This window comes from Rhodococcus sp. BP-349, from assembly GCF_019835845.1.
Lineage (GTDB): Bacteria > Actinomycetota > Actinomycetes > Mycobacteriales > Mycobacteriaceae > Rhodococcoides.
The window spans coordinates 870,135-882,678 of sequence record NZ_JABUDR010000002.1 but is presented as its reverse complement, the minus strand read 5'-3'; the positions used below and the strand labels follow the sequence as shown (position 1 = coordinate 882,678).

Sequence of the window (12,544 nt, the reverse complement as noted above, 5' to 3'; positions counted from 1 at the left end):
AGTACTTGTATCCATCCATGACCGAATGGACGAACTGGGCGGGGAATCAGCGCGCACGGCCCGCGTCGATCGTGAGACCGCACAGCGCCGACGAGGTCCGGCACGTCGTCGTGCGCGCGCGGGGCCGAGTCCACGCCGTCGGAGCAGGCCATTCGTTCACCGGAGCCGCGCTGACGGACGGCGTCCTGATGGTGCTCGACCATCTGACGGGCATCGAGGGTGTGGCCGCGGGACCGGACGGCACCACCGACGTCACCGTGCGCGCCGGGACGCGACTGCGCACTCTGAACGACCTCCTTCACGCCCGCGGGCTGGCACTGACCAACATGGGTGACATCGACGTGCAGACACTCGCGGGCGCGATCTCGACCGGCACGCACGGCACCGGCGCGCGATTCGCCGGGCTGTCCGCGCAGGTGGTCGCAGCGCGACTGGTGCTCGCCGACGGGACGGAGGTCACGGTGTCGGACGGGCCGCTGTTCGAGTGCGCACGGCTCGGCCTGGGTGCGTTCGGGATCCTCACCGCAGTGACGATGCGGTGTGTCCCAGCGTTCGTGCTGCACGCGGACGAGACACCGGGACGCCTCGACGAGGCACTCGAGCGCTTCCCGGACGACATGCGCGACGTCGATCATCCGGAGTTCTACTGGTTCCCGCACACGGATCGGGTGCTGACCAAGCGCAACACTCGGCTGCCCGCCGACACCCCGGTGTCTCCCGTGGGTCGCGTGTCGGGGTGGATCGACGACGAACTGTTGTCCAACAACGCCTTCGAGGTGATCAACCGCGTGACGACGCGGTTCCCCTCGATCATCCCGAGGGTGAACACGGTGTCGGCGGCGGCCTGGTCGGGTCGCACGTTCACCGATCGGAGCTCGTCCGTGTTCGCGTCCTCTCGTCGGGTCCGCTTCCGCGAGATGGAGTACGCGGTGCCGCCCGAGTCCGTGCCGAGCGTGATCCGCGCTATCGAGACCTGGATCGCGAGGACGGGCTACCGCGTGACCTTCCCCATCGAGGTCCGCTGCGCCGCCGCCGACGACGTCTGGCTGTCCACCGCGCATGGCCGTGACACCGCCTACGTCGCCGTCCACCAGTACCACCGGCGGCCGGTGGGTGGGTACTTCGACGCGGTGGAGGCGATCGCACGTGATGTCGGTGGACGCCCGCACTGGGGCAAGATGCACTCCCTCACCGCGGGCACACTTCGTTCGCTGTACCCGCGCTTCGACGACGTCGTGGCCGAACGTGAGCGAGTGGATCCCCACGGCACCTTCGGAAACGACTATTCGGACACGGTGCTCGCGCGACTAGAGTGACACAGTGAACGTGATGCGCAGGGCCCTGTCCGGAATCCTCTCCGCCGCCCTCGTGCTCGGTGTCGGTGAGCTCCTCGCCGCCGTGGTCGGCCCGGACTCGTCACCGATCGTCGCCGTGGGGTCGGCCGCAGTGGACAACACCCCGGCAGGCGTACGCGAGTGGGCCATCGACACGTTCGGCACCTCCGACAAGCTGGCTCTCTTCGTCGGCATGGGTGTGGTCATCGCCCTCCTGGCCGCGGGCGCCGGCATCCTCGAACGTGCTCGGCAACCCATCGGATCGGCGCTGTTCGTCGTACTCGGTGTGCTCGGGGTCCTCGCGGCGATCTCACGCTCCGGCAGCGGGTCGATCGCGGCGCTTCCCACCGTCGTCGGCGTCGCAGTGGGCATCCTCGTCCTGCGGTCGCTCGTCGATCGGGCGGACCCGGACGCGTCGGAGGGGTTCTCCCGTCGACGTTTCGTCATGCTCGCCGGGATCAGCGCTGCGGCGGCCGTCGCGACCGGCGCCGCGGGCCGGGTGCTCGGCGCCTCCACGCGGGCGGTCACGCAGGACCGCGACGCCTTCACCGTCCCGGTGCCCGACAGCGCGGCGCCGCCCGTGCCCGCCGCTGCGGATCTCGATCTGCCCGGCCTGTCCCCCTACGTCACCCCGAACGCCGAGTTCTATCGGATCGACACCGCTCTCGTCGTGCCGCGGGTCAATTCGCAGGACTGGAGTCTGCGCATCCACGGCATGGTGGACAACGAGATGACGCTCACGCTGGCCGATCTCGAACAGCGTGTGTCCATCGAACGGATGGTGACGCTCACCTGCGTGTCCAACCCCATCGGCGGCGACCTCGTCGGCAACGCCACCTGGACCGGCTACGCCCTGAAAGACATTCTGGCGGAAGCACGTCCGCAGGCATCGGCCGACATGGTGCTGTCCTCCTCGCACGACGACTTCACGGCCGGTACTCCGCTGGACGTCCTCATGGACGGGCGCGACGCCATGCTCGCCATCGCCATGAACGGGGAGCCGCTGCCGATCGAGCACGGCTACCCGGCGCGCCTCGTCGTCCCCGGCCTGTACGGGTACGTCTCGGCGACCAAGTGGGTCACCGACCTCGAGGTGACCAAGTTCAGCCAGGCCCGCGCGTACTGGACCGACCGCGGTTGGTCCGAGCGCGGACCGATCAAGACGGCCTGCCGCATCGACACCCCCGTCGGCAGCAAGGACGTCGAGGCGGGCACGGTCATGATCGCCGGCGTGGCGTGGGCGCAGCATCGGGGCATCTCCCGCGTCGAGGTCCGCGTGGACGACGGCCCCTGGACCGACGCCACCCTCTCCGACGAGTACTCGCGCGACACCTGGCGCCAGTGGTCGTACGCGTGGACCGCCACCTCCGGCCAGCACCGCATCGAGGCTCGGGCCACCGACGGCACCGGTGAGGTGCAGACGGACGTGCGCGTCGACACCGTTCCCGACGGTGCGAGCGGATACGCGAGCATGCCGGCCACCGTGCGCTAGGCCGCTCGGTCCAGCGTCCAGGGCCGGAGCGCACACCCCTTTCGGTGTCCGCACACCCCCTACAACTTGCTGGAAGGGGTGTGCGGTCACCACGGCCGGTGTGCACACCCCTTGCAGCGGTCGGCGACGTCTCGATCACAAACGGACAATTGGTATGTATTGGCTCACACATGGGTTATGGTGAGTGCACTCTCAGCAACCGTGTTGCAGACAGTGCAACACAATCCCATCCTGGAGGCATGCGTGCGCATCTCACCCTCTCGTTCCAAGCACCGGGCGCTCGGCGTCGTGGCAGCAGCGACTCTGGTCGCCGGCGTCGCGGCGGGCTGCGCGGATCGATCGTCCGGCGGCGCCGAGTCCGGCGAGGACTTCCCCACCGGCAACATCACCCTGCTGACGCCGACCGCAGCGGGCGGCGCTACCGACCTCACCGCGCGCACGCTGGGCCGACAGATGGAGGAGTCCCTCGGTGTCAGCGTGATCGTCGAGAACCGGCCGGGCGGAGCAGGATCCATCGGCATGCAGTACCTCGCCGATCAGGACCCCGACGGATACACCATGGGTGTTCTCCCGGTCGAGGTGAGCCTGCTCGGTCATCAGGGCTACTCGATCGATCCGGCGTCGTACGACTTCCTCGGGCAGGTCAACTCCCAGCCCGGCACCATCGCAGTGCCGGCGAACAGCCCGTATCAGACTCTCGATGACCTCCTCGCCGCCGCGCAGGCCGACCCGGGCGGCATCACCGTCTCCAACGCCGGACCCGGAAGCATCTGGGAGGCAGGCGCTCTCGAACTCGGCAGGGTCGCCGGTGTCGAGTTCACGGGCGTTCCGTTCGACGGCGGTGCACCCGCGGTCACCGCGGCCGTCGGATCCCAGGTCGACGCCGTCGTCGCCGGGATCGGGGAGACGGCACCCGCTCATGCAGACGGACGGCTCCGCGTTCTCGCCGTCTTCACCGAGGAGCCCGCCCCCGCACTCCCGGGCGTCCCCACCGCCACCGAGCTCGGCCAGGACGTGGTCATCGGCAGTTGGGCCGTCATCGCGGCGCCGACCGGCCTGCCCGACGACGTGGCCACCCGTATAGAGGACGCCATCGAAAGCGCCTCCGCAACAGACGAGTACATCGATCTGATCGAGTCCGGCGGCAACCTGCCGCTGTACCGCTCCGCGGACGAGACCACCACCTTCGTCGGATCCGAGTCGGATCGATTCGCGGATCTGGCGGCACAGGAATGACGACGCACGACCTGACGACCTCGTCCGTGACGATCCCGGGCGACCCCTCCGAGGAGGACGTGCAGCACACGAGCCGCACCTACGAAGCGGTCATCGGCGTCGTCGTGGCCCTCGTCGGCGGTGCCCTGTTCATCGCAGCGCGGGACATCGATCTCGCCCGCGAGGGGCAGGCCTTCGGTCCGCGCTGGTGGCCCAGCGCGCTCGCGATCTCGATGGTGATCGCAGGACTCGTCCTCGTGATGCAGGCCTTCACGGGACGCATCGTCTCCGACGAGTCCGCGATGACCCGATCGGGCGGCGTCGCCCTCACCGCGACACTGCTGGTCATCGTCGTCTACGGCACAGCCTGGCAGTACCTCGACTTCAGGGTCGTCACCGTGCTGCTGCTCGCCGCGCTCGTCGCGATCTTCGGTGGCCGAGGCATCAAGGCGCTCCTCGTGTTCCCGGTGGTCACCACGGCAATTCTCTGGGTGATCTTCGGCATGCTCCTGCAGGTCCCGCTGTGAGCGCCGTCAGCGAGGGACTGAGCGCCCTCCTCGACCCCAGCATCGGGCTGTGCCTTCTCATCGGCATCCTGCTCGGCACGCTCGTCGGTGCCGTACCGGGCATCACCGCGGCGATGGCGGTCGCACTCGCGGCCGGCTTCACTCTCACTCTCGAACCGCTGCAGGGCCTCTCGGTCCTCCTGTCGATCTACGTCGCCGCCCAGTTCGGTGACCGGGTCCCGTCCATCCTCATCAACACTCCCGGCACCCCGGCGTCGATCGCCACGACCTTCGACGGATTCCCGATGGCCAAGCAAGGGCGGGCCGGGATCGCACTGACGAGCTCGGCACTCGTGTCCGCCATCGGATCCGTGGTGGGCATCTGCATCCTCGTCTTCGCCGCACAGCCCATCGCGAGTGTGGCACTCCGGTTCGGGCCGGCCGAGATGTTCGCCCTCGTGGTGTTCGGCATGACGATGATGATCGGCGTCTCGGGTGGGCGCGTCGTGAAGGGTCTGTTCGCCGGCATCCTCGGCCTCGGACTCGGGACCATCGGTCGCGATCCCATCACCGGCGACGGGCGTTTCACCTTCGGACTGAACGAACTGAGCTCCGGCATACCTTTCATCGCGGCGATCGTCGGCCTGTTCGGTATCGCCGAGGTGTTCAACCAGATGATCTGCCGTCGCCCTGGTCTACTCCCCGCACCGATCACACAGCTCGGCAAGTGGTGGCCGAACAAGGCGGAGCGCCGCGAGCTGCTCAAGCCTGCGCTCATCGGATCCGGCGTCGGGTCGGTGGTCGGTGTGGTCCCCGCGGCAGGCGGCGACATCGCCGGAATCGTCTCGTGGGACCAGGCTCGGCGGGCGTCCAAGCATCCCGAGAAGTTCGGGAAGGGCTCGCTCGAGGGCCTGGCGGCCGCGGACACCGCCAGCACGGCCACCATGGGTGGATCGGTCACCACCACACTGGCACTGGGAGTTCCGGGCGACGCGGTGATGGCGGTCATGATCGGGTCGATGGTCATCTGGGGCCTGCAGCCGGGCCCGGCCCTGTTCGTCGACTCCCCCGACCTGGTCTACAGCCTCGCGGCGATCATGCTGCTCGCGACGTTCGGCGCACTCGCTCTCGCACTCGTCCGGATGCGCGGCGTGGTGAAGCTGCTCGACCTCCCCCAGCAGTACCTGTGGGCCGTCATCATCACCTTCTGCATGGTCGGGACCTACGCGGTGCAGAACAGCGCATTCGACGTCGGACTCATGCTCGTCTTCGGTCTGTTGGGACTCGTGTTGCGACGCAACGGTTTCCCGGCAGGTCCGCTCGTGCTGGGCTTGATCCTGGGTCCGCTGGCCGAGAGCAACATCCGTCGGGCGTTCCTCATCGACGGTGCCGCGAGCATCTACACGAGCGGTATCGCCGTCGGTCTGCTCGTGCTGAGCGCGCTGGCCGTCGTCGGCCCGTACCTGCGTGCCGGCCTGAAGAAGAGTCGCACGCGCGCCCCGAAGGAGAGCGTCGATGCCTGAGTTCCTCTGCATCGGAGAGACGATGACGCTCGTCGCACCGGTCGACGCCGCCCCACTCCACACGGCAGATCTGTTCACCCTGCACATGGGCGGGGCCGAATCGACCGTCGCTCTCTACCTGGCCGAACTGGGACACGAGGTGTCGTGGGCCAGCCACGTGGGTGCCGACCCGCTCGGCCGTCGCATCGTCGACGCCATCGCGTCCCACGGCGTCGACACCTCGCACGTCACCGTCCACGAGGACGCGCCCACCGGCGTGTACTTCAAGGACCCGGACGACGGTGTCACCACCGTCCATTACTACCGGCGGGGCTCGGCTGCGTCGCGCATGTCGCCGGCGACTCTGGACGGACTTCCGTTGCACCGGACCGACGTCGTCCACACGTCCGGTATCACCGCGGGGCTGTCACCGACGTGTGCGGCGATGACGGATCGACTGTTCGACCTCTGCGCCGGCACGTCGACGATCCTGTCGTTCGACGTGAACTACCGGCCCGGCGTCTGGTCGCGTGAGCGGGCCGCGCCGATCCTGCTCGATCTGGCCCGACGCGCCGACATCGTCTTCGTCGGCCGCGACGAGGCTGCCGACCTGTGGGGCACCGAGGACGCCCGGTCGATCGCCTCCCTCGTCGGAACGTCGGGAACGGTGGTGATCAAGGACAGCGACGTCGGTGCGACGGAGTTCACCCCGTCGGGCGACGTCTTCGTGCCGGCGCACACCGTCGAGGTGGTCGAGGTGGTCGGTGCCGGTGACGCGTTCGCGGCGGGATACCTGTCCGGACTGCGTGCAGGCAAGGACGCACACGGCAGGCTGTCCATGGGGCACGATCTCGCCTCGAGAGCGTTGTCGAGCACCACCGACTTCGTCCCCGCAGCACCGCTCGATGCCTGACGGCACGAGCCCCACAGTCGAAGGAGCGTGAACGATGTCGCAGAGCGTGGAGCGAGCGGTCGAGATCCTGGAGTTCGTCGCCGTCCAGCCGCGGACCCAGAGCGAGGTCGCGGCGCATCTCGACATCCACAGGTCGACGGCACTGCGGGTGCTGCAGACCCTCACCGACCACGGCCTGACCCGCAAGCGGGCCGACGGGAAGTACGGCGTCGGGTACCGCATCGCCGGGTTGGCTCACGCCGCGCGTGACCAATTCGACCTCGCGAACATCGCCCGCCCGTATCTGATCGGACTGGGTGAGCAGTGCTCGCACACAGTGCATCTCGCTCAGCTGGACGGCGGCCGCATCATCTACGTCGACAAGATCGAACAGCCCGGAATGATCAAGCTGTTCTCTCAGATCGGCGCGCCCGTGTGCCTGCACACGGCCGGCGTCAGCAAAGCCGTGCTGGCGTTCCAGGAACCCGCGGTGGTCGATGCCGTGCTCGACGGTGCGGACTTCGCGCGACACACGGCCACCACCATCACCTCGCGGCAGCAGTTCGACGAGGAACTGCGAGTCGTCGCGGAGCGCGGCTGGTCGGTGGACGACGCCGAGTACGAGGACTACGTCAACTGTGTGGCGATGCCCGTGCGGGACGCGAGTGATCGCGTCGTCGCGGCGGTGTCCGTCACCTCGCTGAAGGGGCGCGCGGACCTCGCCGCCCTGCAGAAACTGCTGCCCGACCTCCGGGCAGTCACCGACAACGTGTCGAAGGAGCTCGGATGGAGACCGTGAACGACTGGTTCGACGACGCGTTCTCGTCGCGACCCGTGATGGCCATTCTGCGGGGGTTCTCCCCCGCGCGGTCGGTCGCGCTCGCCCAGCGCGGCTGGGACGCCGGCATCACCTGTATCGAGGTGCCGGTGCAGTCCGCCGCCGCGGTGGACGCCCTGGCCGCAGTGGTGAGCGCGGGAGCCGAGCGCGGCATGACCGTCGGGGCGGGGACGGTGGTCACCCCCGACCTCGTACGGACGGCACAGCAGGCGGGTGCCGCCTTCACGGTGGCTCCCGGCTTCGACCCCGCCGTCGCGCGGGCGAGCATCGATGCCGGTATGCCGCACCTTCCCGGTGTCGCCACCGGGACCGACGTCCAGGCAGCGGCAGCGTTCGGGCTCGGGTGGGTCAAAGCGTTTCCCGCATCCGTCCTGGGCGCCGACTGGTTCGCCGCGATGAAGGGCCCCTTCCCCGCGATGCGCTTCGTCGCGACGGGCGGCATGAACGCCCGCAACGCCCCCGACTATCTCGCCGCCGGTGCCGACGTCGTCGCCGTCGGGTCCGCGCTCGAGGACGACACCCAGATCGACCTTCTGAAAGACCTCTCCCTCACCCGATAGGAGCTCTCCGTCATGCCCTCCCTGCTCCGTGACGCCTACACCCCGGCCTCGACCCGCTACGACTCGATGGCCTACCGGCCCGTCGGGACCTCGGGCCTCCTGCTGCCTGCCGTGTCACTCGGTATGTGGCACAACTTCGGCGACGACACGCCACTGCAGAAGCAGCGCCAGATCATCCGCAGCGCATTCGATCTGGGCATCACCCACTTCGACCTCGCGAACGGCTACGGCCCGCCGATGGGCTCCGCGGAGAAGAACGTCGGCCGCATCCTGGCCGAGGACTTCGCGACTCTCCGCGACGAGATAGTCGTCTCCACGAAAGCGGGATACGACTTCTTCCCCGGGCCGTACGGCCGCGGCGGTGGCGCGAAGTACCTGCTGGGCAGCCTCGACCACTCGCTGACCAGTCTGCGGCTCGACTACGTCGACATCTTCTACAGCCACCGGTTCGATCCGAACACCCCGCTCGAAGAGACGGCCCGTGCACTCGACACCGCGGTGCGCTCGGGCAAGGCACGGTACGCGGGCATCTCGTCCTACTCCGCGGAGCGGACCGTCGAGATGGCAGCTCTTCTCCGGGATCTCGGCACGCCGCTGGCCATCCATCAGCCGTCGTACTCGTTGCTCAATCGCTGGGTGGAGCATGGAGTCCCGTCACTTCTGGACGTGCTGGACGCGGAGGGCATCGGCTGCATCGCGTTCTCGGCGCTGGCGCAGGGTCTGCTGACGACCAAGTATCTCGACGGCATCCCCGAGGGATCCCGCGCCACTCAGGGCAAGACCCTGCGTGACGGCATGCTGTCGGAGGAGAACCTGGGCAACGTCGCGGCATTGAACGGCATCGCCGAGCGGCGCGGACAGTCGCTGGCGCACATGGCGCTGGCCTGGGTGCTGCGTCGCCGACAGGTCTCCTCGGTGCTTGTCGGTGCGTCCCGGCCGTCGCAGGTCGCGGACAGCGTCGCAGCCCTCGACAGCCCGCCCTTCAGCGATCAGGATCTCGCCGACATCGACGAGTACGCCGTCGACGGCGGTCTGAACATCTGGCTCGCCTCGTCCACCGCATGAGCACCCCGGAACTCGCCGCGGTGATCGCCGACGAGACCGCGGTCAGCTTCGCCTCGTTCGACCTGAACGACGCCTGGGCTCTCGGTTGCCGGATGCGGGAGGCCGCGGCGACGCGTCGGCTCCCCCTCGTCATCGGCGTCGTGCACGGCCACCAGCGGGCGTTCCACACAGCTCTGCCGGGGTCGTATCCGGAGAGCGACGGGTGGTTGACCCGCAAGACCAACACCGCCACGAGGTACGGGCGGAGCTCGCTGGGCGTACTCGAGTTCTTCACCGCCACCGGACGCGACTTCGACGCGCAGTCGCGCCTGCCCGCCGAGGACCACGCCGCCGCGGGTGGAGTGCTGCCGCTGCGGGTGGACGGCGTCGGAGTCGTCGGGTACGCGGGCGTCTCGGGTCTACCGCACCGAGACGATCACGCGTTCGTCGTGGAGCAGCTGCGGGAGTACGCACAGAGTCGGTAAGTGCTCGGGCGCACAGGTTCCAGCGCCCCACACCCCTTCCGGCCGGCTGAGAAGTGTGCACATCACAGAACCCGTGCACCCCGCGCACGAGAGAGCGGACGCACCCGAAACCGGGTGCGTCCGCTCTGTCGTCGTCGAACTAGTTGTGCGAGGCGTCGAATCGCGAGTGCACGTCCGGCACGTGGACGTCACCGAGAACACGAGCGATCTGGTCCTCGCTGAGACCCAACCGGCGCAGTCGTTCGCACACGGCGTCGAAGCTCAGCATCTTGGAGTCGAGTTCCTGCTGGAGCTCGGCGACCTCGGCGCGCAGCACCTCGGCCTCCTCGAGTGCGTCGAGAGTCTCCGCGGGCTTGGGCAGCAGCAGCGACAGCAGCCGGTCGCGGGCATCGGTGCTCAGTCCGTCGAACGGTGCGGAACCCTCCGCGGCCTCGTGCTTGCCGACGGGAGCGGTCACCGGTGCGATCTCGGTGGTGTCCGCGGTGTCGGTGCGAGCCTCGTCCTTCTGCATGTCCACGGCAGTCTCGCCCTGCACGTCCGAGCCCTCGACGGGCACGGCCTGCTCACCCTGCGGCTTCAGGTCGATCGTGGTGCGCAGCGGGCGGTTCGGGATGAACAGCACCGCGAGCACGGTGACCAGTGCGACGAACCCGGCGATCAGGAAGATGCGTCCGGTGGCGTCACCGTAGGCGGTACGGATGACTGCGGCGATCGGATCGGGCAGCGAACCGATGTCCAGAGTGCCGCCGCCGTTGGAGCCGGCGGGGACACCGAGGGCCGCGAGTCCGGAGGCCGAGTTGTCGGCGACGCGGGTGGCGAGGACCGATCCCAGAACCGAGACGCCGATGGCGCCACCGAACGTCCGGAAGAACGCGACGGTGGACGATGCCGCACCGATGTTCTGCACGCTCACGGTGTTCTGCACGGCCAGCACCAGGTTCTGCATCAGCATGCCGGTACCGAGGCCGACGATGGCGATGAAGACGCCCACGAGCCACAGGTTGGTGGCGTGATCGAGCGTGCCCAGCAGACCGAAGCCGACGACCAGCAGGAAGGAACCGGTGACGATGAAGGGCTTCCACTTGCCGAAGCGGGAGATCAGCTGACCCGAGCCGACCGACGAGACGAGCATGCCGGCGACGAGCGGGATGGAGAGCAGGCCTGCCGCGGTGGGCGAGTAGCCACGAGCGGTCTGGAAGTACTGACCCAGGAAGGTGGTGGCGCCGAACAGGCCGACACCCACGGCGACGGAGGCGATGATGGCGAGTCCGGTGGTGCGCTCGGTGACGATCTTCAGCGGGATGATCGGGCTCTTGACCTTCGCCTCGACGAGGACGGTGAGGATCAGTAGAGCGACACCGCCGCCGACGTACATCGCGGTCTCACGGGAGATCCAGTCGTAGTACCCGGCCTTGCCGGCGAACGAGACCCAGATGAGCAGCACGGACACACCGGCGGTGAGGAGCAGCGCACCGAGCCAGTCGATGGAGACGTCGTCCTTGCGCTCGGTGGTGATGTGGAGCGTGCGCTGCAGCAGCAGGAGAGCGATGACGGCGAGCGGGATGCAGACGAAGAAGCACCAGCGCCAACCGAGGGGGCTGTCGACGATGACGCCGCCGAGGATCGGGCCGCCGGACATCGAGACGGCCATGACGGCGCCCATGTAGCCGGAGTAGCGGCCGCGCTCACGCGGGGACACGATGCTGCCGATGATCGCGACGACGAGGGCGGTCAGACCACCCATGCCGATACCCTGCACCACACGAGCGGCGAGCAGGATCGGCACGTTGTGCGCGAGTCCGGCCATGACGGAGCCGATGACGAAGATGACGAGCGAGCTCTGGACCAGAAGCTTCTTGTTGAAGAGGTCGGCGAGCTTGCCCCAGATCGGCGTCGACGCCGCGTTGGCGAGCAGTGCCGTCGTGATGACCCAGGCGTACGCGGTCTGCGAGCCCTTCAGATCACCGATGATGGTGGGGAGTGCGGTCGAGACGATGGTCGTGCTGAGCAGGGCGGTGAAGAGCCCGGCGAGCAGACCGATCAGAGCCTCGAGGATCTGCCGGTGCGTCATCGGGGTCGATTCCGCGGCTGCCTCGGCCGGAGCCGAGAGCTGATCGGTGTCACTCACCCGGGAGGGCGGAGTGTCGTGTGTGACGGTCATGGCTGTGGTTCTTCCTATTCTCAGTTATGCGAGAGGATGCGCTGGCCGGAGTGCCGGGCCTGCGCTTCGTCGGTGAAGGTGGACGTGAGTCGACGGATGGAGTCGAGGGCGGCATTCGCCTGGTCCTCGTCCCAGTCCCCCAACATGCGGGACAACCGCGCGACTCGGTGCTCCTTGATGCGGTCCAAGCAGGCGAGTCCGACGTCGGACACCCGAACCCGGGTGGCACGTCCGTCGTCGGGATCGGGAGTGCGCACGACGTGGCCGGCGTCCACCAGCTCGGCGAGCTGACGGCTGAGCACGGACTGGCTGGTGCACATGGCGTTTGCCAGTTCGGACTGCCGGCACTCGCCATGGGTGGCGAGCGTTCCCAGTACGCCGACCAGGGCGGCCGGCAACTCGGTGCGGTCGTCCCCCGTCGACACGGCCACGCGCAGTGCGCGGCCGAAGCGGAAGACTTCTTCCATCAGCAGCTCTGCTGTCTCGGTGTGGACGGCCACGGCGATCTCTCCTCG

General features: G+C 68.4%; 12 protein-coding genes. 10 read left to right on the top strand and 2 right to left on the bottom strand.

Features of this window, described 5'->3' with window-relative positions; genetic code table 11:
* The first annotated feature begins 17 nt into the window (after positions 1-17).
* From HQ325_RS14495 to HQ325_RS14450, 10 genes are all read left to right on the top strand, one after another.
* A complete protein-coding gene (locus HQ325_RS14495) occupies positions 18-1,316 on the top strand; it encodes a D-arabinono-1,4-lactone oxidase (RefSeq protein ID WP_222630499.1) in 1,299 nt (432 codons plus the stop codon).
* 13 nt (positions 1,317-1,329) lie between these two features.
* On the top strand, positions 1,330-2,826 hold the full coding sequence (locus tag HQ325_RS14490) for a molybdopterin-dependent oxidoreductase (protein WP_222630497.1): 1,497 nt from the start codon (positions 1,330-1,332) through the stop codon (positions 2,824-2,826).
* A gap of 201 nt (positions 2,827-3,027) precedes the next feature.
* A complete protein-coding gene (locus HQ325_RS14485) occupies positions 3,028-4,062 on the top strand; it encodes a tripartite tricarboxylate transporter substrate binding protein (RefSeq protein ID WP_308014425.1) in 1,035 nt (344 codons plus the stop codon).
* Positions 4,059-4,568: a tripartite tricarboxylate transporter TctB family protein gene (locus tag HQ325_RS14480; protein WP_222630494.1), complete on the top strand. Its 510-nt coding sequence runs from the start codon at positions 4,059-4,061 to the stop codon at positions 4,566-4,568. Before HQ325_RS14485 ends, HQ325_RS14480 begins: the two co-directional genes overlap by 4 nt.
* Entirely contained in the window at positions 4,565-6,070 is a 1,506-nt protein-coding gene (locus tag HQ325_RS14475) for a tripartite tricarboxylate transporter permease (RefSeq protein WP_222630492.1), read from the top strand. The genes HQ325_RS14480 and HQ325_RS14475 overlap by 4 nt, the downstream gene beginning before the upstream one ends.
* On the top strand, positions 6,063-6,962 hold the full coding sequence (locus HQ325_RS14470; RefSeq protein WP_222630491.1) for a sugar kinase: 900 nt from the start codon (positions 6,063-6,065) through the stop codon (positions 6,960-6,962). Before HQ325_RS14475 ends, HQ325_RS14470 begins: the two co-directional genes overlap by 8 nt.
* Positions 6,963-6,996: 34 nt before the next feature.
* Positions 6,997-7,740 (top strand): IclR family transcriptional regulator, encoded by a 744-nt coding sequence (locus tag HQ325_RS14465; RefSeq protein ID WP_222630490.1) that lies wholly within the window; start codon positions 6,997-6,999, stop codon positions 7,738-7,740.
* Positions 7,728-8,339 carry a bifunctional 4-hydroxy-2-oxoglutarate aldolase/2-dehydro-3-deoxy-phosphogluconate aldolase gene (locus tag HQ325_RS14460; protein WP_222630489.1) on the top strand — a complete coding sequence of 204 codons (612 nt, stop codon included), beginning with the start codon at positions 7,728-7,730 and terminating at the stop codon, positions 8,337-8,339. The genes HQ325_RS14465 and HQ325_RS14460 overlap by 13 nt, the downstream gene beginning before the upstream one ends.
* Positions 8,340-8,351: 12 nt before the next feature.
* A complete protein-coding gene (gene mgrA / locus HQ325_RS14455; RefSeq protein WP_222630488.1) occupies positions 8,352-9,404 on the top strand; it encodes an L-glyceraldehyde 3-phosphate reductase in 1,053 nt (350 codons plus the stop codon).
* Complete coding sequence (locus HQ325_RS14450) at positions 9,401-9,868, top strand: heme-binding protein (protein ID WP_261778165.1); 468 nt, start codon at positions 9,401-9,403, stop codon at positions 9,866-9,868. Before mgrA ends, HQ325_RS14450 begins: the two co-directional genes overlap by 4 nt.
* A 139-nt stretch (positions 9,869-10,007) precedes the next feature.
* Here the strand turns inward: HQ325_RS14450 and HQ325_RS14445 are convergent, their stop codons facing one another.
* Both HQ325_RS14445 and HQ325_RS14440 read right to left on the bottom strand, forming a co-directional pair.
* The gene (locus HQ325_RS14445; protein WP_222631082.1) at positions 10,008-11,939 is read right to left on the bottom strand and encodes an MDR family MFS transporter; all 1,932 of its coding nucleotides are present in this window, start codon (positions 11,937-11,939) and stop codon (positions 10,008-10,010) included.
* Between the two features lie 110 nt (positions 11,940-12,049).
* Positions 12,050-12,529, bottom strand: a complete 480-nt coding sequence (locus HQ325_RS14440) for a MarR family winged helix-turn-helix transcriptional regulator (RefSeq protein WP_056441889.1) — start codon at positions 12,527-12,529, stop codon at positions 12,050-12,052.
* Between the last annotated feature and the right edge of the window lie 15 nt (positions 12,530-12,544).

Coding starts and splice junctions, on each gene's coding strand:
- HQ325_RS14490 (WP_222630497.1), top strand. CDS start 1,330: ATGCGCAGGGCCCTGTCCGGAATCCTCTCCGCCGCCCTCGTGCTCGGT.
- HQ325_RS14495 (WP_222630499.1), top strand. CDS start 18: ATGACCGAATGGACGAACTGGGCGGGGAATCAGCGCGCACGGCCCGCG.
- HQ325_RS14465 (WP_222630490.1), top strand. CDS start 6,997: ATGTCGCAGAGCGTGGAGCGAGCGGTCGAGATCCTGGAGTTCGTCGCC.
- HQ325_RS14445 (WP_222631082.1), bottom strand. CDS start 11,939: ATGACGCACCGGCAGATCCTCGAGGCTCTGATCGGTCTGCTCGCCGGG.
- HQ325_RS14470 (WP_222630491.1), top strand. CDS start 6,063: ATGCCTGAGTTCCTCTGCATCGGAGAGACGATGACGCTCGTCGCACCG.
- HQ325_RS14460 (WP_222630489.1), top strand. CDS start 7,728: ATGGAGACCGTGAACGACTGGTTCGACGACGCGTTCTCGTCGCGACCC.
- HQ325_RS14450 (WP_261778165.1), top strand. CDS start 9,401: ATGAGCACCCCGGAACTCGCCGCGGTGATCGCCGACGAGACCGCGGTC.
- mgrA (WP_222630488.1), top strand. CDS start 8,352: ATGCCCTCCCTGCTCCGTGACGCCTACACCCCGGCCTCGACCCGCTAC.
- HQ325_RS14480 (WP_222630494.1), top strand. CDS start 4,059: ATGACGACGCACGACCTGACGACCTCGTCCGTGACGATCCCGGGCGAC.